This window comes from Marivita sp. S0852, from assembly GCF_046591575.1.
In the GTDB taxonomy this organism is placed as follows: Bacteria; Pseudomonadota; Alphaproteobacteria; order Rhodobacterales; family Rhodobacteraceae; genus Marivita.
Genome location: NZ_JBIQWA010000004.1, coordinates 415,120 through 438,292 on the forward strand (window position 1 = coordinate 415,120; position 23,173 = coordinate 438,292).

Consider the following 23,173-nt stretch of genomic DNA (forward strand, 5'->3'; position numbering starts at 1 on the left):
TCAGCTCAGAAAGATCCCAAGGATCACCATCATCAACCCCAAAACAGACACAAACAGCGATCCAAGATTGATCGGCATAACAGATTGCACAGCCGCGCGCAGATCGTCATCGCTCAACCCGGCTTTGCGCACTTTGGCCACACGCACGATGGAGTAGATCAGGCCAATCAGGCCCAACAGCGACACCGCCGCACCCGACCAGATCAGAATATCCATGTCGTGTTCTCCAAGTCTGTTGCGTTATGGGCGCGGTAATTCATCATCGGGGATATGACAAGCCCTTGAAGGCCCCCCCGCCCATCGCTACGACAGCGCAGACAGCCAACAGGAGCCGACCCATGGACGACAGCGCAATCGAAGCCAACTACCGCGTGACTGCAGATGAGCTGCGCCAATTCATCGAACGCATTGAACGTCTTGACGCCGAAAAGAAAGATATCGCCGAACAGCAAAAAGAGGTGATGGCCGAAGCCAAGGCGCGCGGCTATGACACCAAGGTCATGCGCAAGGTCATCGCCCTCCGCAAACGCGAACCCGATGATATCGCCGAAGAAGAGGCCGTTCTGGAGATGTACAAAGAAGCCTTGGGGATGCAGTAACCGCTAGGGCGCGATCAGCGTAACCCCGGGCATGCGACCGATGGCAAACACGTCGTCGTCATAATCATCCGTCAAATCCTGAACGATATCTGCGTCCCAGCCCGCAACGTCCAGTTCGGCATCAACCTTGTCTGGGTCCGCGTATTTGTCCAGAAACGCCACCATCACCCGACGAATTTGAATTTCGGTCAGATCCGGTCGTTCAGCCAGATACGCGCGAAAGCGGGTCATGCCCTCTTTGGTCATGATATCGGACAATCGGGAATAGGCCCCGATGATCGGATGCGTGGGGGCAACGCCGACCATCTCGCGCACAAGCTCTCCCCAGACCAAAGGACTGTCCTCATCGCACCACACGGTGATCGGAACTCCGGGCACAGCCTCCAGAATGCGCGATACAAGACCGGACCAGCGAAGCTCGAACGGGTCCAGACCGTTCAACAGCTGATCCAGAGTGTCATGCGGCGTCGCATGAAGCAACGCAGGAAGGAACGTCGCCGGATTGCGCAGCGCCAGGAAAATCTCGAAATCATCCTCGGCAAAAAGCGTCTGGCAGATGCGCAAACGCTGCTCAGCCTTGCGATACACAACGCCCCCCTGAAAGGCGATCTTTGGCACGGAAAACAGATTTTCATGCAACAGGATCAGCCGGTCAACATGCCCAACCTCCTGATCCAGAACACTGTCCAGCAACACATCCCGCGCACCGGGTGCAGCCTCACCACTGCCAAGGCTGTTCAACATCTCTGATATCAACCGGCGATACCGCCCCGGTCCCGGAACCGCCGTTCCCAAAGGGCGCACCCCGTCACGATTGCGCAACAGCGTTTTTAACAACCGATCACTGTCTGTCGCGTGAACACCGGCGTGAAGAACAACCTGCATATGTTTTCATTTTTCTGACTGCCTAACGACAGTATAGACCGTACTGGCCTGATGAAAACCGGGTTTCCACCCTTCGGAAAAATCCTTGAAAAATCCCGAAATTGCCTCTTGCACCGACACGCAAGTGCCAGTAATCAGCCCCTCGAAGCCCCTATAGCTCAGCTGGTAGAGCAACTGATTTGTAATCAGTAGGTCCGCGGTTCGAGTCCGTGTGGGGGCACCATTTTCTTTCTATAAATCCCTCGGACCGAAAGCGCTGCCGTGTCGCCGCTTTGTACGCATGACGCACGGGTCAATGTCCACCTGCTATATACCTCAGGCCCACATCATACCGCAGATGGGCGGCCGCCTGAATAGGAATATGGCGGGTTTGCCGCGTGGTTGTACCCTAGCCTCTTGGCTACGACCACGCCGCGTTGGTGGCTGAGAGTTTGGCAATAATCAACCGCTCAGCCGCATTTGCTATGTCCACAGGATGCGCAGGTCATGCACCCTTCTTGCATATGCATGTCATATTGACCGCAGGCTGGACAGGCCCGGCCGCGTGGACCGTCCAGGTTGACGACTTGCGCCCTGGGATCGGATTTCAGCCCCATTCCCTCGCCTTCAAGAAAGCCGATGGAAATCATGTGCTGTTCGATCACACCGCCGATCGCCGCCAGGATCGACGGGATGTACTTGCCCTGCACCCAGGCTCCGCCACGGGGGTCAAACACGGCTTTCAGTTCTTCGACCACAAACGACACGTCTCCGCCGCGCCGGAACACCGCCGAAATCATCCGAGTGAGCGCAACGGTCCAGGCAAAATGTTCCATATTCTTGGAGTTGATGAACACTTCAAACGGACGACGATGCCCGCCCACGATGATGTCGTTGATTGTCAGGTAAATCGCGTGCTCGCTGTCTGGCCATTTCAGCTTGTAGGTCTGCCCTTCCAACGCGCGGGGCCGGTCAAGCGGTTCGGACATGTAGATCACGTCTCCATGCGGCTGTTGCGGTGCGTCATCGGCAGCTGCCATCACCTCGGGCGCGTCTTCGTCCGTCTTCTCTGCCGAAATACTCAAAACCGATCCTGTCACATCGTTTGGTCGATAGGTTGTGCAACCTTTGCACCCGCTTTCAAACGCGGCCATGTACACGTCTTTGAAGGCGTCAAAGCTGATATCTTCGGGACAATTGATGGTTTTGGAAATCGACGAATCTACCCATTTCTGCGCGGCGGCCTGCATCTTGACATGGTCAAGAGGTGCCAGCGTCTGGGCGTTCACGAAGTAATCCGGCAAGGCCCGGTCACCGAACTTGTCGCGCCACATCTGGACCGCGTAATCGACCACCTCTTCCTCGGTGCGCGTGCCGTCTTTCTGCAAGACCTTGCGGGTGTAGGCATAGGCAAAGACCGGCTCGATGCCCGAAGACACGTTGCCCGCGTACAGCGAAATCGTTCCCGTTGGCGCAATCGATGTCAGCAAGGCGTTGCGAATCCCATGCGTGCGAATGGCTTCGCGCACGTCTTCATCCATGTGCTGCATCGCACCAGAGGCCAGAAACGCGTCGGCGTCAAATAGCGGAAAGGCACCTTTCTCCTTGGCCAGATCGACCGACGCCAGATAAGCGGCGCGGGCGATAGCGTGCAACCAGTCTTCGGTCTGTCGCGCCGCCTCGTCCGAGCCGTAGCGCAGGCCCAGCATGAGCAAAGCATCCGCCAGCCCGGTCACACCCAGCCCGATCCGCCGTTTGGCCTGCGCCTCTGCCCGCTGTGCGTCCAGCGGAAAGTTCGACGCATCGACCACGTTGTCCATCATCCGCACCGCGGTCGCCACCAAATCGCTCAGCGCGTCCTTATCCAACATCGCCGCCTCCTCGAACGGCTCTGACACCAACCAAGCAAGGTTGATAGAGCCCAGCAAACAGGCCCCGTAAGGCGGCAATGGCTGTTCGCCACAGGGGTTCGTCGCCGCAATCGTTTCGCAATAGTTCAGGTTGTTGGCGGCATTGATCCGGTCGATAAAGATGACCCCCGGCTCGGCATAATCATAGGTGGCTTTCATGATCCGGTTCCACAGATCCACCGCCTGAACCGTGCGGTACACCTTGCCGTCAAAGACCAGATCCCACGACCCGTCGGTTTTGACCGCCTCCATGAACGGATCGGTCACCAATATCGACAGATTGAACATGCGCAACCGCGCGGAATCGGACTTGGCGGTGATGAAATCCTCGATATCCGGGTGGTCACAGCGCATGGTCGCCATCATTGCGCCACGGCGCGAACCGGCAGACATGATCGTGCGGCACATCGCATCCCACACATCCATGAAGGACAGCGGGCCAGAGGCGTCCGCCGCCACACCTTTGACATCCGCGCCCTTGGGGCGGATGGTGCTGAAATCATACCCGATCCCGCCCCCTTGCTGCATGGTCAACGCCGCTTCTTTGAGCATCTCAAAGATGCCACCCATGCTGTCCGGGATCGTGCCCATCACAAAACAGTTGAACAGCGTCACCGACCGCGCAGTGCCCGCGCCTGCTGTGATCCGGCCAGCAGGCAGATATCTGAAATCATCCAGCGCCGCATAAAACCGGTCTTCCCAGATCTGCGGTTCATCCTCGACCGACGCCAACGCGCGCGCAATGCGACGCCATGTGTCCTCGACCGTTCCATCCAGAACGGCACCATCCGCCTCTTTCAGACGGTATTTCATATCCCAGATTTGTTCAGCGATCGGAGCAGTGAAACGGGTCATAGCGGCGATTCCCTCATTGGCGCAGACAACGAAGATAGCCTGAACGTCGAAAACCACAACGTTTAGGTTTGACAGAGCTGCACTCTACCACATCAAGTATCATCTGGGGAAGACTCTGTGGATAACTCCATGAATATGTCGTTCTGTTAACGAAGTCCTTGAACAGCGTTTCCCGGCGGCTACTCTTAGCGGGCAAAGGGGCACGATATGACAGGCACCATTCATCTTATAAAACTCTCGGTCGGGTCTGACAGCGTTGAACAGATCGAGGACTGGCAACAAAACCGGTCAAAGCAACGGATCAACGGGGCGTATTTTCACCTGACCCGGATGTGGCCGAAACGTGAAAAAGAGCTGCTCAATGGCGGGTCGATCTACTGGGTGGTCAAGGGCTTTCTTCAGGCCCGGCAGCGCATCGTGGGTCTGGAGGAAATGATCGGCGATGACGGTATTCGCCGCTGCGGTATTGTTCTGGACCCCGACATCATCCGCACCACGGTCGCGCCGAAACGCCCATTTCAGGGGTGGCGCTATCTCAAACCGGAAGACGCGCCGCAGGATCTTGGTAAATCGCGCAAGAATGACGACCCGTTGCCACCCGAACTGGCAGGCGCGCTGGCCGATATCGGCGTGCTCTGACCCGTCCGCACAGATGCTGCGCAGGTGCGCACTGGCGCTTTGACATCAAGGCGTTACTTTGCACATGACCCCACCACCGATAGGACTATCACAATGACCGACAGCTATACGCCCCCCAAAGTCTGGACTTGGGACAAGGAAAACGGCGGCAAATTCGCAAGCACCAACCGCCCGATTTCCGGGGCCACCCATGACGCACCTCTGCCGGTCGGAACCCACCCGTTTCAGCTCTACAGCCTTGCCACACCCAACGGCGTAAAAGTCACCGTCATGTTCGAAGAGCTTCTGGCCGCCGGTCATGCGGATGCAGAATATGACGCCTGGCTGATCAAGATCGGCGATGGCGACCAGTTCGGTTCGGGTTTTGTAGAGGTGAACCCAAACTCCAAAATCCCGGCCCTTGTGGACCGGTCCGGCCCTGAACCGGTGCGGGTGTTCGAATCCGCCGCGATCCTGATGCATCTGGCAGAAAAGTTTGACGCGTTTCTCGGCCCCAAAGAAAACCGCGCCGAAATGCTCAGCTGGCTGTTCTGGCAAATGGGCAGCGCGCCTTATCTGGGCGGGGGGTTTGGGCATTTCTATGCCTATGCGCCGGAACCGATGGAATACCCGATCAATCGCTTCGCCATGGAAACCAAGCGTCAGCTGGACGTGCTGGACAAACAATTGGCAAAGACATCCTTCATCAGCGGCGAGCAGTACACGATCGCAGATATCGCCATCTGGCCCTGGTATGGCGGGCTGGTTCTGGGCCGTCTTTACGACGCGGCAGAGTTTCTGGATGTGGACAGCTACACCCATGTGATGCGCTGGGCAAAAATGATCGACGCCCGCACACCGGTTCAGCGGGGGCGCATGGTCAACAAACTGTCGGGCGATCCACGCGAACAGCTTCACGAACGCCACGATGCATCCGATTTTGACACCCGGACACAAGATAAAATCGCTCCAGCGGACTGATAAAATCCAGACATCGCGCGGTGACAGAGCCGCGCGATGTGTCGTCAAAGGATACATTTATGGCCACAACTGCCCTCATCACCGGAGCGTCTTCCGGCATCGGCAAAGAACTGGCGCGCGTACATGCCAGCAAAGGCGGCAACGTGATCCTCGTGGCCCGTCGCGAAACGTCGCTTTATGAACTCAAAACCGAACTTGAAGCCAAACATGGCATCACCGCTCATGTATTTGTGGCTGACCTTGGGTCGGAAAATGGCGCAGAACGCTTGTATACTGCGGTTTGCGACGCCGGACTGACGGTTGACATCCTGGTCAACAATGCGGGGTTTGGCGGCCATGGCGTTCATATTGACCGCGACTTGACCCATGAACTTGCGATGATCGACCTGAATGTGAAAGCGCTGGTCACGCTCACCCACCGCTTTGGCGGTGACATGGCCGCGCGTGGGAGGGGCAAAATCCTCAATGTCGGCTCGACCGCCGGCTTTCTGCCCGGTCCCAATCAGGCGACGTATTTTGCCACCAAAGCCTTTGTGAACTCCTTCAGCCAAGCGGTGGACCATGAATTGCGCAGCAAAGGTGTGACCTCAACGGTTCTCGCGCCGGGATTTGTCACCACGGAATTCGCCAAGGTCGCCGACCTCGAAGGCACCAGACTGGCCAACGGCAAAGGGGCCACGGCTCAAAGCGTGGCTGAACACGGCTATGACGCCATGCTGAAAGGCAAGCTTGTGACAGTAAACGAAAAAATGCTGAGCCTCGCGCTCACATGGCTGGCTCCAATGATGCCGCGCCGGTTGATGCTCAAGGTTATGAGCGACATGCAAAAGAAGTCCACCTGAGAGCTATTGCTCTGCGCGGCTGACGGCTTAAATCCGTCTTTATGACCGACGTCACTGATCCCCGCAGCAGGCCCGTTCCAACCGGACGCACGGCACGGGCCGCCCGCATGGGCGGTCTGGCTGGCGGCTTGCTTGGATCTGCGGCCGTCACCGGTGCCAAACAATTGCTGCGCGGGCAACGCCCCTCGCCTCGCGACATGTTCCTGACCCCGTCAAACGCGCAACGGCTGACACAGCAATTGTCCCAGATGCGCGGCGCGGCGATGAAGATGGGCCAGCTTTTGTCGCTCGAAGCCGGGGATCTGCTCACACCCGAGCTGGCCGCTGTGTTGCGCCCCTTGCAATCACAGGCCCATTTCATGCCGCCTGCACAGCTCAAGCAGGTTTTGACAACCGCATGGGGCCGCGATTTCACTCGGCATTTCAAACGGTTCGATGTCCGCCCCATTGCCGCCGCATCAATCGGACAGGTCCACCGCGCCCAAACCCGCGACGGGCGTGATCTGGCCATCAAAGTGCAATATCCAGGTATCCGCGACAGCATCGACAGCGACCTGAACAATCTGGCAAGTCTGATGAAACTCTCTGGCATGATGCCAAAGGGGCTTGATCTCAAACCCTTTTTGCAGGACGCGCGAGATCAATTGCACGAAGAGGCCGACTATTGTCGCGAGGCCGCAAATCTGCAACGCTTTGGCGCGTTGCTGGAAGGCGACACGCGTTTCGTTGTGCCCCGCTGGCACGCGGATCTGAGCACCAAAGACATCCTGGCGATGGATTTCATTCCCTCAGATCCCATCGACACCCTGGAACAGGCCGACCAGACCGCCCGCAACAGCGTGGCGCGGCATCTCATCACGCTTATGATGCGCGAAGTGTTCGACTTTCACCTTGTCCAAACCGACCCAAATTTTGCCAATTATCGCTGGCAGCCAGAGACCGGCAGGATTGTCCTTCTCGATTTCGGGGCCACACGCCCGCTCACGCCCAACCTGGTCACCCGATCCCGCGCGGTTCTCGCCCCCTCCCTTGACAACGATCTAGACCAGATTGCCGTCGCTCTGACAGATCTGGGGCTCCTGTCCCCCGCGCTGCCGGACACGGTGCGCAGCGAAATCCTTTCGATGGTCAAAATGGCCAACGAACCCATGCTGTCTGCTCACGGGTTTGATTTCGGGAATACCGGTTTGGTGTCAGACCTTCGAGACCGGGGCATGGCCTTGGGTCAAAACCGGTCGATCCAGCACATCCCACCGACCGAGGTGCTTTACCTTCAGCGCAAGGCAGCCGGTCTGTTTCTTTTGGCGACCCGTCTGCGGGCGCAGATCAATCTCCGGGATCTGTTTGTGACTTACGCCCGCTAGACCCGCCCGGGGCCGTTAAAGCCCAAGCGCATCCACCAACGCGCGCAATGCCTCACGCTCGACGTCCGACCTGTGTGCAATGCGGCTGCGGAACAGCGTTGCCTGACTTTCCAATATCGGCGGTTCTTCCAATATTTTCAGATGGTTGGCCCTTAACGTTTCACCGGTTGACGTAATGTCGGCAATCGCTTCAGCGGTCAGGTTCTTGACCGTACCTTCGGTCGCCCCCTGGCTGTCCACCAACTGATAATCCGCCACACCGCCCCGGCGCAGATATTCGCGGGTCAGCCGGTGATATTTGGTCGCGATCCGCATTCTAAAGCCATGCTTGGCGCGAAACGCCGCCGCGGCACCGTCCAGATCATCAAGCGTATCCACATCCACCCAGCACTGAGGCACCGCCACGATCAGCGTTGCATGGCCAAATCCCATCCCGGCCAGCGGTTCGACCTTTTGATCCCACTGAACCAGCTTTTCCTCGATCAGGTCATTTCCTGTCACACCAAGGTGAATCCGCCCTTCCGCCAATTCGCGCGGAATTTCCCCTGCCGACAGCAGCACCAGTTCGACGCCCGTCACCCCGTCAACAGCGCCGGCATATTCACGCTCTGACCCGGTGCGGCTTAGCGTGACACCCCGCGCGCCGAACCACGAAAAGGTCTTGTCCATCAGCCGCCCCTTGGACGGCACACCCAATTTGAGGCTCATACAGTGCCCCCCAAAGCCAAGACCAGATCAGGACGGATCACACCACCCACGGCCGGTATTGCGCGCCCGTGACCCAACCGATGGGTCAGCGCATCGTAACGCCCTCCAGTTGCGACCGGGGGCAAATCGGGCCGTGCATCGGCGTAAAATCCAAAGACAAAACCGTCATAATATTCCATCGAACTGCGCCCGTGGGAGGCTTCGAACCGAAGCGTCTCCACGTCGACGCCACGACGCGTCAGGGCCTCGCAACGCGCTTCGAATTTACTCAGGGCGGGATTGATCCCCGGCAGATCGACGGCAATATCCCGCAGCCGACCCAATGCATTGGGACAGGTTTCGGCCACGGATAAAACCGCTGAAATCAAATCGACATCTTCGCCACACATAGGCGTGTCCTCGGCGTCTGCGCGCAGTGCGGCGATCCGTGAGACAATCTCGCTTTCACCGCGCAAGCCAACCATTGGGCCCGCATCGGCCATCGGATCAGACCGTTCCAAAAGCGCCTTGCGCGAGGGCGGTGTCGGGATCACCCCGGCAAACCGTTTGACCAGCGAGGTAAACCGCGCCGGTCGCCAGATATGGCGCATCAATGCTGCTCGACGCGCATCCGAGACGCGCAAATTCGACACCATTGCGATCAGAATGCCAATGTCCCCGGTAACGGCATGCAGGTTAAGCGGTTTCAACGTTTCTGCGAACACCGAAAATACTTCGGCATCGGCAAGGGCGGCATCGCCGCCGCCGAACAGCTCGTATCCCACCTGCATGAATTCGCTGCGCCGATCAGGATGGTCCTCCTGTTTGCGGAAAACTTCGCCAAAATAGGTGTAGCGCGCGGGCGTTTCATTTCGGTCCATATGGTATTGCACAACCGGGACGGTGAAATCCGGTCGCAACATCATTTCGCCCTGCGCCGGGTCAGAGGTGACATAGGCCCGCGCGCGAATATCTTCGCCATAAAGATCCAGCAGGACTTCGGCCGGAAATAGGATATCCGCCTCAAACCGGTCTGCCCCGGTCGCGGCGAACTTGTCGCATAACTGCTCTGCTGCGCGTCTGACCTGGCTTTTGCCGGGACGGTCGTTCGTTGGCTGTGCAACCATCACGCATAGCTTTCAAGAATGTCACGCACTTTAGTGACCAATTCAGAACGCGGCACCTCGAACTGGTTGGGACGATCCTGCCATTCCTCAAGCGATGCGCTTTCGGCGATTTTGGTCCCGAGGATCAGATCCTTGATCTGCACAACACCGTTTGCCTTTTCATCCGCACCTTCAATCACCGCCACCGGCGCGTGCCGCTTGTCTGCATATTTCAGCTGATTGCCAAAATTCTTGGGATTGCCCAGATAAACCTCTGCCCGGATGCCGGCGTTGCGCAGCTCGGCCACCATCGCCAGATAATCCCCCATCCGGTCGCGATCCATGACCGTGACCACCACTGGGCCATGGCTTTGGCGGCCAATCCGCCCCTTTTCGCGCAGGGCTGCCAACAATCGGTCGACACCGATGCTGACACCGGTCGCGGGAACCGATTGCCCGGTAAACCGCTTGACCAGGTCATCATACCGTCCACCGCCCGCGACCGAGCCGAATTGCCGTTTGCGACCTTTTTCATCAAGGATATCAAAAGTAAGCTCGGCCTCGAACACCGGGCCGGTATAGTACCCAAGACCACGCACAACGGAGGGATCAATCTCGATCTGATCCGGCCCATAGCCGCCAGAAGCCAGCAAATCAGAAATTTGCTCAAGCTCTGCCACACCATCCGCGCCAATCGCACTGTCACCAACCGCAGTCCTCAGATTTCCAAGGGTTTGCGCAGCACTGTCGCCTTTGGACGTTAAAAAAGCGATAACCGGCTCTGCCTGATCCGTCGTCAATCCGACACCGTCAATATACGCGCCCGAACTGTCCAGACGCCCTTTGCCCAGCAACTCGCGCACACCGGCTTCGCCGACCTTGTCGAATTTGTCGATTGTCCGCAAAACCGCGTCGCGTTGCGCGTCGTCGTTCAGGCCCATTGCCTCAAGAACGCCATTCAGCACCTTGCGGTTGTTGACCCGCACAACGTAATCGCAACGCGGAATGCCCACAGTTTCAAGGCAGTCGGCAAGCATCGCACAGATTTCCGCATCAGCCGCAACAGAACCAGTGCCAACCGTATCTGCATCGCATTGATAAAACTGACGATATCGCCCCGGCCCCGGCTTTTCATTACGCCAGACCGGGCCCATCGCATAGCGCCGGTAAGGCGCCGGCAGGTCGTTGCGATGCTGCGCATAGACGCGGGCCAGCGGTGCGGTCAGATCATAGCGCAGGGCCAGCCAATCACCGTCATCTGCCTCTTGCCAGGCAAACACACCCTCATTGGGGCGGTCTATATCGGGAAGGAACTTGCCCAGCGCTTCGACCGTTTCGACCGCAGCACTCTCCATCGCGTCAAAACCGTAGCGATGATAAACCTGCGCAATCGCGGTCAGCATCTCGGCGCGCTCGGTGACATCCGCGCCGAAATAGTCGCGGAAGCCCTTGGGCGTTTGCGCCTTGGGGCGTGGAGCTTTCTTTGGCTTGGCCATGGTCAAATCCCGACTGGGTGAGCATCACGCGTCCTCTAACGGCTTGGGCCGGAGGGGGCAAGAACGTCGCTTGGGAAACGCCACCGGCCCTACCATTGGACACTGACCAGCGCGTCCCAGCGCGTATCTTACGAAAAGGTTAATAGGTCCGGTCCGGCCCCAATGTTTCGCGCGCGAAACAATAGGCACGCCTTGTTGACCTATTTCCCCTTGCCTTTGCGCGTGACGATGCGCATCTGTCCGGCATGGATATAACGGCCCTCGAAGAACGTATCGCTCATCTGTTGCGTGTGACCGACGATCTGTCAGACACCGTGGCAGCCCAGGCCAAGGAAATCGACCGCCTGACCGCGCGGGTCGAGATGCTGATGATGCGAGAAGCCTCGCGCGAGGCCGAAGGCTCGGGAGGGGTTGTGTTGGGGGATGAACGCCCACCACATTATTGACCGCACACGCGGTTTGAACCGCCTGCGCTAATTGCCGCGGATATCGGTTTCCACAACTTCGCCATCATGGATCAGGATTGTTTTCCAGATCGGGTTCGATCCGAACTGTTCGTAGACACTGACAAACACCGTATCACGCGACAGGCGCGGCAGGGCTGATCCGCAGGGTTTCCCGCGCGACACCCGGCAAATGCGCGATTTCAGACGTTCATAAGCGGCATCGGTTTCCGAATAAGGCTGTACTTTCGCAGGCAGCCCATAACGCAGCTGTTCATGTGTTTCCGCCGATCCAAAGACAGCCAGTGCCGCGGTAAACTGGCGGGCGCAGCGGTCTTTGAAGCCGGTCACGTAAAAGGTGTGTGGTGCGGTGTTGCCCGGCTGGGAATCATAAAGCGCATATGTGCCGCGGTTTTCCGGGTAACGATCAACGCGGGTTCCCAATTGGGCCGACCGCACATTGCACACCCGCGCCAGCGTGCCATAGGGCAGCTGTGTTCCAAGCTCAACGATCTGGAAGTCGGGATCGTTCGGCGCCGGCGCGGAACTGCGCCCGAAAATACCCCCCGACGTGGCGGGCGCGGTAGCCTCTGGCGCATCCGGCAAAGCGGCAATCTCGTCAGTCTCTGATGTGTCGGAAGACCGGGCGTTGTCCGCCGCCCGGCGCAAAAAGCCCAAAAGCCCCCGGCGCGGTTGGTCTGCCTGCTCAGGGAGTGCCGTAGTTGCAGAGCTTTGGGAAACGAGCGGTTCGGAGGCATCCTCTGGCTGCGCTCCGATTGCAGCCCGGATGTCTGTCTCGCTGACATCGGTCTGCGACAGCCGGGGAACATTGCCCAACGGATCGCTGGCACAGCCTGCAAGCAGGCCTGCGGCGCACAGGATCGCAGCGAAACGCGACATGATCTCTCCTAAATGGATCGCGGCAACCTAAACAAAACGCGCGCCTCAGTCCAGCGATCGCGGGCGCGACCTTGCGGCATCGGCGGCTTAAAGCTCTTCCACTTCAAGCACACCGCCCAGCGATTTGATCGCGCCCTTGATTTCGGGCGTGACCGGGAAATCCCGGCCAAGAGCCACGTCTACCTCGCCGGGCAAACCCGGTGCATTCAGACAGCAAATGCGAATGGGGCCCTTGCCCGCTTTTGGCATCTGATCCGCCGCCCGTGTCAGAACGGATGCGACATGCGGCACGGCATCTGGCGCATCCACAAAGATGCGCAATCCCATGCTCGCAGCATCGGCAACGGCAATCTCCACCGGCGCAACCGACCGGCCCAACAGCTTTAGCTGATCGGATTCCAGAGTGGCCTCGACCGTGACCATCACCTTTGATCCGGTTTCAAGGTGATCACGCGCGGCGTCCAGCGTGTCGGAGAACAGCGTGACCTCGTAGGCACCGGTGGGATCGCTGAGTTGGGCAAAGGCAAAGCGGTTGCCACGGGCGGATTTGCGTTCCTGTCGTCCTGCCACCACGCCTGCCATTTTGGCAACACATGGCCCGCCTTGCGCCTTGGCCAGCACATCATCCAGCGTCATCGCGCCCTTGCGTTTGAGCGCGGTCATGTAGTCATCAAGCGGGTGGCCAGACAGGTAGAATCCAACGGCCTTGAACTCTTCTGACAGGCGTTCGGCGGGCAGCCAGTCTGTAACCGGTGATAGGCGCGGTTCTGGCAAATCATCCCCGGCCTCGCCAAACAGCGACACCTGAGCCGAGGCGCGTTGATCATGGATCGCTGCGGAATAGGCTACCAGCGCATCAAGGCTTTCAAAAACGCGGTGGCGGTTGGGGTCAAGCTGATCAAACGCCCCCGAGCGCGCCAGCATTTCCAGCGGCCGCTTGCCGACACGTTTAAGATCGACCCGGCGGGCGAAATCAAAAAGTGTTGCAAACGGTTTGTCGCCCCGGCCTTCGACCACCAGTTTCATCGCCTCGACGCCGACATTCTTGAGCGCGCCCAGCGCGTAGACGAGTGCCCCGTCCTGCACGTCAAACATCGCCTGAGATCGGTTCACGCAGGGCGGCACCCAAGGCAGGCTTAACCCTTTTTTAACCTCTTCAAAGAACACGCCCAACTTGTCGGTCAGGTGGATGTCGCAATTCATGACGCCCGCCATGAATTCCACCGGGTGGTTCGCCTTGAGCCACGCGGTCTGGTAGCTGACCACGGCATAGGCGGCAGCGTGGGATTTGTTGAAACCGTAATTGGCGAATTTGTCGAGAAGGTTCCAGACCTCGATCGCCTTGGGTTCATCGACGCCATTCTCGGCCGCGCCTTTCAGGAATTTCGGACGCTCCGCATCCATGGCTTCCTGAATCTTCTTGCCCATCGCACGGCGCAGCAGATCCGCGCCGCCAAGCGAGTATCCCGCCATTTCCTGCGCGATCTGCATCACCTGTTCCTGGTAGACGATGATGCCCTGCGTTTCGTCAAGGATGTGGTCAATCGACGGATGCAACGTTTCGCGCTCGGACAGCCCGTTTTTGACCTCGCAGAACTTTGGGATGTTCTCCATCGGGCCGGGGCGGTAGAGCGCGACCAGAGCGATGATATCCTCGATACAGTCGGGCTTCATCCGCTTGAGCGCGTCCATCATGCCCGAGCTTTCGACCTGGAACACGGCGATGGTTTTCGCGGCGGCGTAGAGTTTGTAGCTGGCTTCGTCATCCAGCGGGATATGGCCGATGTCGTTCTCGGCCCCCTCGGCCGGTTCGTAAAGCTGCGTCCCGTCAGCGGCGATGTGCAATGGGCGGCCCGTCTTGAAGATCATGTCGAGCGCGTACTGGATCACCGTCAGGGTTTTCAGACCAAGGAAGTCGAATTTCACCAGACCTGCCTGTTCGACCCATTTCATGTTGAACTGGGTCGCGGGCATGTCGGACCGGGGGTCTTGGTAAAGCGGGACCAATTCATCAAGCGGACGGTCGCCGATCACCACCCCGGCGGCATGGGTTGAGGCGTTGCGCAGCAAGCCCTCGACCTGCTGGCCATAGGTCAGAAGGCGGTCCACCACCTCTTCCTCGCGCGCCGCTTCGCGCAGGCGCGGTTCGTCCTTGAGCGCCTTTTCGATGCTGACGGGTTTGACGCCCTCGACCGGGATCATCTTGCTGAGGCGATCCACCTGACCATAGGGCATCTGCAAGACGCGCCCCACATCGCGCACCGCCGCCTTGGACAAGAGCGCACCGAAGGTGATGATCTGGCCCACCTTGTCGTGGCCGTATTTCTCTTGCACGTAGCGGATCACCTCTTCGCGGCGGTCCATGCAGAAGTCGATGTCAAAGTCCGGCATCGACACGCGTTCGGGGTTGAGAAAGCGTTCGAACAGAAGCTGGTAGCGCAGCGGATCAAGGTCGGTGATGGTGAGCGCATAGGCCACCAAAGAGCCCGCGCCCGAGCCGCGCCCCGGCCCCACGGGAATGTCGTGTTCCTTGGCCCATTTGATAAAGTCTGCAACGATCAGGAAGTAGCCGGGAAAGCCCATGCCTTCGATGATGCCCAGCTCGAATTCGAGCCGTTTCTCGTACTCTTCCACCGGGGCGGCGTGCGGGATCACGGCCAGCCGCGCTTTTAGCCCCTCGCGCGATTGCCGCTTGAGCTCTTCCACCTCGTCATCGGCGAATTTCGGCAGGATCGGGTCGCGCCGGTACGCCATGAAGGCGCAGCGTCGAGCGATTTCGACCGTGTTTTCAATCGCTTCCGGCAGATCGGCAAAAAGCGACGCCATCTCGCGCGGGCTTTTGAAATAGTGCTGCGGTGTCAGGCGGCGGCGCGGTTCCTGCTGGTCGACATAGGCCCCATCCGCGATGCAGATCAGCGCGTCATGCGCCTCGTACATATCCGGCTTGGGAAAGTAGACATCATTGGTGGCGACCAATGGCAAACCCATGGCATAGGCCATTTCGATAAAGGGTCGTTCTGTCTGGCGTTCGCTTTCGGGCGGTCCGCTGTCGCCCGGGTGGCGTTGCAATTCAACGTAAAGCCGATCACCGAACATTTCCGCCAACCGGTGCATGACAGCCTCGGCCGCACCGCGATTGCCCTGCTGAAGAATGCGTCCGATTGCGCCATCCGGGCCGCCACTTAGGCAAATCACCCCATCGCTAAACTGCGCCAGTTCGTCGAGCGTGACATGGGGCAATTCGCCATCCCGACGCAGATACAGGCAGGAGTTGAGCTTCATCAGGTTTTCGTAGCCCGGTTCGGATTGCGCCAAGAGAACCAGAGGGGCCGGGGGTTTTGGCCTTTCGCCCGGCGCGGGATCGGCAACGCGCAGATCGACCTGACATCCGACAATTGGCTGCACACCGGCAGCGGCTGCAGACACGGAAAATTCAAGTGCTGCGAAAAGGTTGTTGGTGTCGGTCAGGACGACGGCGGGCATACCTTTGTCGGCACATAATCCGGGCAGCTTTTTTAGCCGCATGGCCCCTTCAAGCAGGGAATATTCGGAATGGACACGCAGGTGGATGAATCGGGGATCAGACATGCGCGCACCGTAGAAACCTGCGGCCTTGGGGGAAAGCGCAAAACATGCACGCACACCCAGATCCGCAATTTCAAAGGTGTATCAGGGTCACCACCGCTTGCGCGGGCAAGGTGCGGCTGAATGCGCACTCCTCTTGAGGATTGTCCTTACTGACAAAAAGAGTCAGAAATAAGTACCTGACAAAAGGAATCAGAAATGCTCAGATCTTTCAAAATCACGCTGGCCTCAATCCTTCTTTCCACCTCAATGGCGGGCGCGTCTGACTCTGGTGACCCTCAGGCGCTGGAGACGAGTGTTCTGGAAAATGGGGTGATGTCCTATCAGATTTTCGAAGCCTCGATCAAACATGTCGATCTTGAGACATGTCCAGCAGATGTGGATGGCGATAGCACATTCTGCCGTATGACCCTGGCCTCGGACCTTGCGCATGTGTTTGTGTTCTCTGATGACGGCGAACAACCTTTGCTGTCCGTGAGATCCTATGAACTGGGCGATGGCTTTTTGCCGTTTTGATCAGCGACGCTGCAGCACCCCGATAAAAGCAGCGCCGCGTGGCGCTGTTTTTCTCTTGCCAACACGGATACTCTGCGCCTAGCTTTATCGCCGGAACAGGGAAAATCCGCGCGCTTTCTACGCCGCATCGAGGGCGCACAAAACACGGGTGTTTGGTAAGGCGGCAGGACTTTTCACATGGATGTCACCTTTCTTCTGAATGGAGAGAGCGTGGAGTTGCACGATGTATCCCCCACCGTCACATTGCTGGATTGGCTGCGCGAAGAGCGGGGTCTGACCGGCACCAAAGAGGGGTGTAACGAGGGCGACTGTGGTGCGTGTACCGTTATGGTCACAGATGCGCGCGGGGCCCGAGGGTTGAACGCGTGTATTCTGTTTTTGCCCCAGCTTGACGGCTGTGCGGTGCGCACTGTCGAAGGCATATCTGGTCCTGACGGCACATTGCATCCGGTCCAAGAGGCGATGATCACGCATCACGGATCTCAATGCGGGTTTTGCACGCCGGGCTTTGTGGTGCAAATGGCGGTTGCCCATCGTAAGGGTGACGTGACCCATGATGATGCTTTGGCCGGGAACCTGTGTCGGTGCACCGGGTATGCCACGATCATCCGAGCGGCGGATGCGGCGGCGACAGCACCAGTGCCAGACTGGGTTCAGGACAGCGCAACCGGTGTGACCGATCAGATGTCACTGGACGAATTGGCCACCGAATACGAGGCCCGCCCCAATGCCACGCTGATCGCCGGGGCAACGGATGTCGGACTTTGGGTCACCAAGACCCTGACAGAACTGGACGACGTGATCTTTCTGAACCGCTGCACCGAACTGCAAGAGATCACCCTGACCGACGACACTTTGCGCATCGGCGCTGGCGTGACGATGGACCGCGTGTTGGACCTGATGCGCGACCGGCACCCGGGCTATGCCGAAATGATCCGCCGTTACGGATCTGCGCAAGTTCGCGCCGCGGCGACCATCGGGGGCAATATCGCAAACGGCTCGCCCATCGGAGACAACCCGCCCGCATTGATCGCCTTGGGCGCAACCTTGCATCTGCGCAAAGGACCAGACACGCGGGACATGCCGCTTGAGGATTTTTTCCTGGCCTATGGCAAGCAGGACCGCGCAGCAGGGGAATTTGTCGAAGCGGTGTCAATCCCGATACAAGAGGACCGACTGAAGGTTTACAAGCTGTCGAAACGGTTCGATCAGGATATCTCTGCAGTGTGCGGGGCGTTCAATATCAAGGTAGAGGACGGTCAGATCACCGATGCACGGATCGCCTTTGGCGGAATGGCGGCAACCCCGAAACGCGCCGACGCTGTCGAAGCCGCTTTGATCGGCGCGACATGGACAGAACACAGCATACGGGCCGCGATGGAGAAAATGTCTGACGATTTCACGCCTCTTTCAGATATGCGCGCTAGCGCCGAATATCGTTTGAAAACCGCCAAAAACATGCTTTTGCGGGTCTGGATCGAGGATCAGGGCCTGACGTCAGATGTGCTGGATGTCGGCGCATGAGTGTCGCCAAGCCCCTGCCCCACGACGCCGCCAGGCTTCACGTCACCGGTGCGGCGCGGTATGTGGATGATATTCCGGTGCCCAAAGGCACGCTGCATCTTGCCTTTGGCCTGAGTGCGATTGCTGCCGGTCGAATTTCCGAGATTGACCTGTCCGACGTGCGCGCGGCCCGGGGCGTGGTTCAGGTCTGGGACGCCGCCGATTTGCCGTCAGACTGCGACTGTTCACCCTCGGCGCAGGATGAACCCCTGCTGTCGGGTGCTACGATCCAGTATTTTGGCCAACCGGTTTTCCTTGTGGCCGCGACCAGCCATCTGGCTGCCCGCAAAGCTGCGCGTTTGGCGCAGATCACCTATGCAGAACGGGATGCGATCCTGACGATTGACGACGCTCTGGCCGCTGATGCGCGGTTCGAGGACGGCCCGCGCATTTGGGAAAAAGGCGACCCCGGCGACGCCATAGACACCGCGCCGCGCCAGATATCCGGTGTGATCGAGATCGGCGGGCAAGAGCATTTCTATCTTGAAGGCCAATCCGCCATGGCCCTGCCGCAAGAGGGCGGCGATATGGTTGTGCACGCCTCGACCCAGCATCCCACAGAGATCCAGCACAAAGTGGCGCATGCTCTGCATCTGCCGATGCATGCAGTCCGCGTCGAGACACGGCGCATGGGCGGCGGGTTTGGCGGCAAAGAAAGCCAGGGCAACGCCTTGGCCATTGCCTGTGCCGTTGTGGCCGCCGCCACCGGCAGGCCTGCGAAAATGCGGTATGACCGGGATGATGATTTCATGATCACCGGCAAGCGGCATGATTTCCGCATCGCCTACCGGGTCGGTTTTGACGAGGCCGGGCTGATCCGGGGTGTCGAATTCGAACAATACGCGCGATGTGGCTGGGCGCAGGACCTGTCGCTTCCGGTTGCGGATCGCGCAATGTTACATGCCGACAATGCCTATCACCTGCCGCATGTGCGGATCGAAAGCCACCGGCTGAAGACCAACACTCAAAGCGCCACGGCATTTCGGGGCTTTGGCGGTCCTCAGGGGATGTTGGGCATTGAGCGGGTCATGGACCATATCGCACATGTGCTGGATATGGACCCGGTCGCGGTGCGGCGCGCGAATTTCTATCGCCCCGATGTCGAGGGGGCGCTGCCCCCGCCTGCGGCCCCCCGAGGTATTTCGAGCCCAAAGAAACCCGACAGCGATCTGGCCTCGCGCGGGTCAGTGGAAATGGTCGAGGATACGGGCGCGCAGGCGGCAGAGGCCGCGCAAACAACCCCGTATGGTCAGGTGGTCGAGGATTTCATTCTTGGCGACATGACCGACCGGCTGCTGGAAGATGCTGATTACACCGCGCGGCGCGGCGCTGTGGCCCGGTGGAATGCGACCAATCCAGTGGTGAAAAAGGGCCTGGCGTTTTCGCCGGTCAAGTTCGGTATATCGTTTACACTGACCCATCTGAACCAGGCTGGTGCGCTGGTGCATGTCTATCAGGACGGGTCGATCCATATGAACCATGGCGGGACGGAAATGGGGCAAGGGTTGTTCCAGAAGGTCGCCCAGGTTGCGGCGGACCGGTTTGGGGTGCCGCTCCAGATGGTGAAGATCACCGCGACCGATACCGCCAAAGTGCCCAACACGTCTGCCACCGCCGCGTCGTCCGGCTCTGACCTCAATGGAATGGCTGTGAAGGCCGCGTGCGATACCATTCGGGATAGGATGGCTGTGCATCTTGCCGATCTGCATCAATGCCAGAGCAGCGATGTCACCTTTGCCGATGGCCGCGTGACGGTGGGCGGCGAAAGCTACAGCTTCAAGCAAGTGGCGCAGATGAGCTATGAGGCGCGCGTCAGCCTGTCGGCGACGGGATTTTACAAAACGCCGAAACTCAGCTGGGATCGGATCAAGGGTCAGGGCCGTCCCTTTCTTTACTTTGCCTATGGGGCGGCGCTTAGTGAGGTCGCGATCGACACCCTGACCGGAGAGTATCGCATCCTGCGGACCGACATTCTGCACGATGCGGGCAGCAGTCTGAACCCGGCGTTGGATATTGGACAGGTCGAAGGAGGCTTTGTGCAAGGCGCTGGCTGGTTGACCACCGAAGAGCTGGTTTGGGACGCGGCCGGGCGGCTGCGCACCCACGCGCCATCGACTTACAAGATCCCCGCCTGTTCGGACCGCCCGGACGTGTTCAATGTGTCTTTGTGGGACGGACGCAACCGGGAAGAGACGATTTATCGCTCTAAGGCGGTGGGTGAGCCGCCCTTTATGCTGGGCATTTCAGTGCTGCTGGCTTTGTCGGATGCGGTATCCGCCTGTGGTGACGGATATCCCGATCTGACTGCGCCCGCGACGCCCGAGCGTCTTTTGGCCGCTATCGACAGGGTGCGGGATGGCGTTTGATCTGGGCGCATTGCGATCCGCCGTTGAGGCGCATGGCCGCGTCGCGCGGGTGGTGATCGCCAAGGTTGCAGGCTCTTCTCCGCGGGACGTTGGGGCGTCGATGTTGGTCTGGGATGGTGGGCAATCCGGCACCATTGGAGGGGGCGCGCTGGAATTCCAGGCCGCGCAACAGGCCTTTGATCGCTCTGGGTTCAGCACACACCCGCTTGGGCCTGAATTAGGCCAATGCTGCGGCGGGGCAGTGACGCTTTTGACCGAGCAGTTTGACGCCGCCGCCCTGGATCAGTTTTCGACCGAGATGGCGTTTGCCCGTGGGCCCGGTGACAGGCCGCTTGCTGTGGAGCGGATGCTGTCCTGCGCCCGAAGTCAGGGCGTCGACCTGCGCCCCCGCATGGTGCAGGGCTGGTTTGTGGAGCCGATGGCCGTGCCTCAGCGCCCGGTGTGGATTTGGGGCGCGGGGCATGTCGGACGGGCTTTGGTCGATGTGCTGGCACCTTTGCCGGACATCGAGATCACCTGGATTGACACCGCCCTGGCACGATTTCCCGATGTGATCCCCGACGACGTGAACATCTTGGCCGCCAGCGACCTTTTGCGCGTGGTATCGCGCGCGCCAAAAACCGCCCAGCACATCATTGTGACCTATTCCCACGCGTTTGATCTGGGGCTGTGCGACGCGCTGCTGCGCCATGGGTTCGGGTCCGCCGGAGTGATCGGATCAGATACGAAAAAGGCCCGCTTTGCGTCGCGCTTGCGCAAAATGGGGCATTCAGAGACAGATATTTTGCGTATTCGTTGTCCAATTGGGCAAAAAGCGCTCGGAAAACACCCGCAGGCGATTGCGGTGGGGGTTGCTGCGCAGCTACTGTCTGACACTATGACAAACGCAGGTGCCCCGTGGCAAACGACCTCCTTCGCCTCTCGGGGCTGACCAAAGCCTATCCCGGCGTTGTTGCCAATGACGATGTGTCTTTTGACATTCGCGATGGCGAAATCCATGCGCTTTTGGGGGAAAACGGCGCGGGGAAATCCACGCTGGTCAAAATGATCTACGGCCTGGTCAAACCCGATAGCGGCACGATGTCCCTGCGCGGCGTGTCCTATGCGCCGTCCGAGCCGAGTGCAGCCCGACAGGCCGGAGTGGCGATGGTGTTCCAGCATTTTTCGCTGTTCGATGCGCTGGACGTTGCCGAGAATGTGGCGTTGGGCATGGAAAACCCGCCTGCCCCACGGGATCTGGCACAGCAAATCCGCGAGGTGTCTGAAACCTATGGGTTGCCGCTCGACCCGTCGCGCACGGTTGGCACGCTTTCGGCAGGCGAACGCCAGCGCGTTGAAATCATTCGATGCCTTTTGCAAAATCCGAAACTTTTGATCATGGATGAACCAACCTCGGTGCTGACGCCGCAAGAGGTTGAGATCCTGTTCGAGACGCTGCGCAAGTTGAAAGCCGAAGGCACTGCGATCCTGTATATCTCGCATAAGCTGGAAGAAATCCGCGCGCTGTGTGATCACGCAACGGTGCTGCGGCTGGGCAAAAAAGTGGCGACCTGCACGCCCTCGGAAACCACAGCCCGCGAGATGGCAGAGATGATGATCGGATCAAGCTTTGCGGCACCAGCGGTGAAAACCACAACCCCCGGTGACGTATTGTTACGGGTCGATAACCTGACGATGGCGGCCCCCGGATCGTTCGGAACCCCGTTGCGCGGCATAAGTTTCAGTGTCCGCGCGGGCGAGGTTCTGGGGTTCGGCGGCGTTGCGGGCAATGGCCAGGACGAACTGCTGCTTGCGCTGTCCGGAGAACGGCTGTCGGACAAGGGCACGATCTGGGTCAAAGGGGCCGATGTCAGCCGGGATGGTCCGGTGGGGCGACGTGCGGTCGGATTTTTATGTGCGCCGGAGGAACGTCTTGGCCACGCGGCAGCGCCCAATATGACCCTGACCGAGAATGCGGTTCTGACCGCGGGCCGGCGCAAGAAGCTGGTGCGCAACGGGTTTATAAACTGGGGGCTGGCCGACCGGTTTGCCGCAGAGATCATAGACCGGTTTGATGTGCGCACTCCCGGCCCCCATGTAGCGGCCCGAGCGCTTTCGGGTGGAAATTTGCAGAAATTCGTGATCGGGCGGGAAGTGGCACAGAACCCGGACATGCTGGTGGTGAACCAACCGACCTGGGGTGTTGATGCCGCGGCCGCAGCCGCGATCCGGCAAGCGCTGCTGGATCTGGCCGAAAAGGGCGCGGCAATCCTTGTTGTCAGCCAGGATCTGGACGAGGTACTGGAGATATCGGACCGGTTCGGGGCCTTGAACGAAGGACGTCTGTCTGCCTTGAAACCTGTGCGTGATCTTGATCTTGAAGAGATCGGTCTGATGATGGGCGGAGCGCATGACATGGAGGTGGCCCATGTTGCCGATTAGGACACAGAGCGCAGTGCATGAACGCCATTTGCCGGGTTCGCCCGGTTCGGGAAACCT

General features: G+C 59.2%; 19 protein-coding genes and 1 tRNA gene. 12 read left to right on the plus strand and 8 right to left on the minus strand.

Annotation, left to right across the window (positions count from 1 at the left end; translation table 11 throughout):
* Complete coding sequence (locus ACG74X_RS11145) at positions 1-216, minus strand: hypothetical protein (RefSeq protein ID WP_411234808.1); 216 nt, start codon at positions 214-216, stop codon at positions 1-3.
* A gap of 122 nt (positions 217-338) precedes the next feature.
* On the opposite strand from ACG74X_RS11145, the gene ACG74X_RS11150 reads away from it, so the two are divergent.
* Positions 339-599 (plus strand): DUF2312 domain-containing protein, encoded by a 261-nt coding sequence (locus ACG74X_RS11150; protein WP_411234809.1) that lies wholly within the window; start codon positions 339-341, stop codon positions 597-599.
* Between the two features lie 3 nt (positions 600-602).
* Here ACG74X_RS11150 and ACG74X_RS11155 read toward each other — a convergent pair whose 3' ends face one another.
* Positions 603-1,484, minus strand: a complete 882-nt coding sequence (locus ACG74X_RS11155; RefSeq protein WP_411234811.1) for a hypothetical protein — start codon at positions 1,482-1,484, stop codon at positions 603-605.
* 147 nt (positions 1,485-1,631) lie between these two features.
* Between ACG74X_RS11155 and ACG74X_RS11160 the strand changes: the two genes are divergently transcribed.
* Positions 1,632-1,707, plus strand: a tRNA-Thr gene (locus ACG74X_RS11160).
* A gap of 226 nt (positions 1,708-1,933) precedes the next feature.
* Here the strand turns inward: ACG74X_RS11160 and ACG74X_RS11165 are convergent.
* Complete coding sequence (locus ACG74X_RS11165; RefSeq protein ID WP_411234812.1) at positions 1,934-4,228, minus strand: adenosylcobalamin-dependent ribonucleoside-diphosphate reductase; 2,295 nt, start codon at positions 4,226-4,228, stop codon at positions 1,934-1,936.
* Between the two features lie 207 nt (positions 4,229-4,435).
* Between ACG74X_RS11165 and ACG74X_RS11170 the strand changes: the two genes are divergently transcribed.
* The 4 genes from ACG74X_RS11170 to ACG74X_RS11185 all read left to right on the plus strand — a co-directional run bounded on the left by ACG74X_RS11170 (position 4,436) and on the right by ACG74X_RS11185 (position 8,033).
* Entirely contained in the window at positions 4,436-4,867 is a 432-nt protein-coding gene (locus ACG74X_RS11170) for a DUF1489 family protein (RefSeq protein ID WP_411234813.1), read from the plus strand.
* A 93-nt stretch (positions 4,868-4,960) separates the two neighbouring features.
* Positions 4,961-5,827 (plus strand): glutathione-dependent disulfide-bond oxidoreductase, encoded by an 867-nt coding sequence (gene yghU, locus ACG74X_RS11175; RefSeq protein WP_411234814.1) that lies wholly within the window; start codon positions 4,961-4,963, stop codon positions 5,825-5,827.
* A gap of 59 nt (positions 5,828-5,886) precedes the next feature.
* Positions 5,887-6,669, plus strand: a complete 783-nt coding sequence (locus ACG74X_RS11180) for an SDR family NAD(P)-dependent oxidoreductase (protein WP_411234815.1) — start codon at positions 5,887-5,889, stop codon at positions 6,667-6,669.
* A 41-nt stretch (positions 6,670-6,710) separates the two neighbouring features.
* Complete coding sequence (locus tag ACG74X_RS11185; RefSeq protein WP_411234817.1) at positions 6,711-8,033, plus strand: ABC1 kinase family protein; 1,323 nt, start codon at positions 6,711-6,713, stop codon at positions 8,031-8,033.
* 15 nt (positions 8,034-8,048) lie between these two features.
* Here ACG74X_RS11185 and hisG read toward each other — a convergent pair whose 3' ends face one another.
* The 3 genes from hisG to hisS are packed head-to-tail and all read right to left on the minus strand — an operon-like array spanning position 8,049 to position 11,322.
* The gene (gene hisG, locus ACG74X_RS11190) at positions 8,049-8,741 is read right to left on the minus strand and encodes an ATP phosphoribosyltransferase (RefSeq protein WP_411234819.1); all 693 of its coding nucleotides are present in this window, start codon (positions 8,739-8,741) and stop codon (positions 8,049-8,051) included.
* Entirely contained in the window at positions 8,738-9,847 is a 1,110-nt protein-coding gene (locus ACG74X_RS11195) for an ATP phosphoribosyltransferase regulatory subunit (RefSeq protein WP_411234821.1), read from the minus strand. Before ACG74X_RS11195 ends, hisG begins: the two co-directional genes overlap by 4 nt.
* Positions 9,847-11,322, minus strand: coding sequence for a histidine--tRNA ligase (gene hisS, locus ACG74X_RS11200; protein WP_411234822.1), 1,476 nt, complete (start codon positions 11,320-11,322; stop codon positions 9,847-9,849). The genes ACG74X_RS11195 and hisS overlap by 1 nt, the downstream gene beginning before the upstream one ends.
* A gap of 251 nt (positions 11,323-11,573) precedes the next feature.
* Here hisS and ACG74X_RS11205 point away from each other — a divergent pair, with 251 nt between their 5' ends.
* Entirely contained in the window at positions 11,574-11,768 is a 195-nt protein-coding gene (locus ACG74X_RS11205; RefSeq protein WP_411235008.1) for a SlyX family protein, read from the plus strand.
* Between the two features lie 27 nt (positions 11,769-11,795).
* Here the strand turns inward: ACG74X_RS11205 and ACG74X_RS11210 are convergent, their stop codons facing one another.
* Positions 11,796-12,665, minus strand: coding sequence for a hypothetical protein (locus tag ACG74X_RS11210; protein ID WP_411234824.1), 870 nt, complete (start codon positions 12,663-12,665; stop codon positions 11,796-11,798).
* A gap of 87 nt (positions 12,666-12,752) precedes the next feature.
* Positions 12,753-16,253: a DNA polymerase III subunit alpha gene (gene dnaE, locus ACG74X_RS11215; RefSeq protein ID WP_411234825.1), complete on the minus strand. Its 3,501-nt coding sequence runs from the start codon at positions 16,251-16,253 to the stop codon at positions 12,753-12,755.
* A 195-nt stretch (positions 16,254-16,448) separates the two neighbouring features.
* Here dnaE and ACG74X_RS11220 point away from each other — a divergent pair, with 195 nt between their 5' ends.
* From ACG74X_RS11220 to ACG74X_RS11240, 5 genes are all read left to right on the plus strand, one after another.
* A complete protein-coding gene (locus ACG74X_RS11220; protein WP_411234827.1) occupies positions 16,449-16,766 on the plus strand; it encodes a hypothetical protein in 318 nt (105 codons plus the stop codon).
* Between the two features lie 177 nt (positions 16,767-16,943).
* Positions 16,944-18,290 carry a xanthine dehydrogenase small subunit gene (locus ACG74X_RS11225; protein ID WP_411234829.1) on the plus strand — a complete coding sequence of 449 codons (1,347 nt, stop codon included), beginning with the start codon at positions 16,944-16,946 and terminating at the stop codon, positions 18,288-18,290.
* A complete protein-coding gene (gene xdhB / locus ACG74X_RS11230) occupies positions 18,287-20,695 on the plus strand; it encodes a xanthine dehydrogenase molybdopterin binding subunit (RefSeq protein ID WP_411234830.1) in 2,409 nt (802 codons plus the stop codon). The genes ACG74X_RS11225 and xdhB overlap by 4 nt, the downstream gene beginning before the upstream one ends.
* Complete coding sequence (gene xdhC / locus ACG74X_RS11235) at positions 20,685-21,626, plus strand: xanthine dehydrogenase accessory protein XdhC (protein ID WP_411234831.1); 942 nt, start codon at positions 20,685-20,687, stop codon at positions 21,624-21,626. Before xdhB ends, xdhC begins: the two co-directional genes overlap by 11 nt.
* Positions 21,593-23,116 (plus strand): ABC transporter ATP-binding protein, encoded by a 1,524-nt coding sequence (locus tag ACG74X_RS11240; RefSeq protein ID WP_411234833.1) that lies wholly within the window; start codon positions 21,593-21,595, stop codon positions 23,114-23,116. The genes xdhC and ACG74X_RS11240 overlap by 34 nt, the downstream gene beginning before the upstream one ends.
* The last annotated feature ends 57 nt before the right edge of the window (positions 23,117-23,173 follow it).

What these genes read in the sequence shown, in the direction of transcription:
- xdhC (WP_411234831.1), top strand. Translation starts at nt 20,685, where the DNA reads ATGGCGTTTGATCTGGGCGCATTGCGATCCGCCGTTGAGGCGCATGGC.
- ACG74X_RS11150 (WP_411234809.1), top strand. Translation starts at nt 339, where the DNA reads ATGGACGACAGCGCAATCGAAGCCAACTACCGCGTGACTGCAGATGAG.
- dnaE (WP_411234825.1), bottom strand. Translation starts at nt 16,253, where the DNA reads ATGTCTGATCCCCGATTCATCCACCTGCGTGTCCATTCCGAATATTCC.
- hisS (WP_411234822.1), bottom strand. Translation starts at nt 11,322, where the DNA reads ATGGCCAAGCCAAAGAAAGCTCCACGCCCCAAGGCGCAAACGCCCAAG.
- ACG74X_RS11155 (WP_411234811.1), bottom strand. Translation starts at nt 1,484, where the DNA reads ATGCAGGTTGTTCTTCACGCCGGTGTTCACGCGACAGACAGTGATCGG.
- ACG74X_RS11165 (WP_411234812.1), bottom strand. Translation starts at nt 4,228, where the DNA reads ATGACCCGTTTCACTGCTCCGATCGCTGAACAAATCTGGGATATGAAA.
- yghU (WP_411234814.1), top strand. Translation starts at nt 4,961, where the DNA reads ATGACCGACAGCTATACGCCCCCCAAAGTCTGGACTTGGGACAAGGAA.
- ACG74X_RS11220 (WP_411234827.1), top strand. Translation starts at nt 16,449, where the DNA reads ATGCTCAGATCTTTCAAAATCACGCTGGCCTCAATCCTTCTTTCCACC.
- ACG74X_RS11195 (WP_411234821.1), bottom strand. Translation starts at nt 9,847, where the DNA reads ATGGTTGCACAGCCAACGAACGACCGTCCCGGCAAAAGCCAGGTCAGA.
- ACG74X_RS11210 (WP_411234824.1), bottom strand. Translation starts at nt 12,665, where the DNA reads ATGTCGCGTTTCGCTGCGATCCTGTGCGCCGCAGGCCTGCTTGCAGGC.
- ACG74X_RS11170 (WP_411234813.1), top strand. Translation starts at nt 4,436, where the DNA reads ATGACAGGCACCATTCATCTTATAAAACTCTCGGTCGGGTCTGACAGC.
- ACG74X_RS11185 (WP_411234817.1), top strand. Translation starts at nt 6,711, where the DNA reads ATGACCGACGTCACTGATCCCCGCAGCAGGCCCGTTCCAACCGGACGC.
- ACG74X_RS11145 (WP_411234808.1), bottom strand. Translation starts at nt 216, where the DNA reads ATGGATATTCTGATCTGGTCGGGTGCGGCGGTGTCGCTGTTGGGCCTG.
- xdhB (WP_411234830.1), top strand. Translation starts at nt 18,287, where the DNA reads ATGAGTGTCGCCAAGCCCCTGCCCCACGACGCCGCCAGGCTTCACGTC.
- ACG74X_RS11180 (WP_411234815.1), top strand. Translation starts at nt 5,887, where the DNA reads ATGGCCACAACTGCCCTCATCACCGGAGCGTCTTCCGGCATCGGCAAA.
- ACG74X_RS11225 (WP_411234829.1), top strand. Translation starts at nt 16,944, where the DNA reads ATGGATGTCACCTTTCTTCTGAATGGAGAGAGCGTGGAGTTGCACGAT.
- hisG (WP_411234819.1), bottom strand. Translation starts at nt 8,741, where the DNA reads ATGAGCCTCAAATTGGGTGTGCCGTCCAAGGGGCGGCTGATGGACAAG.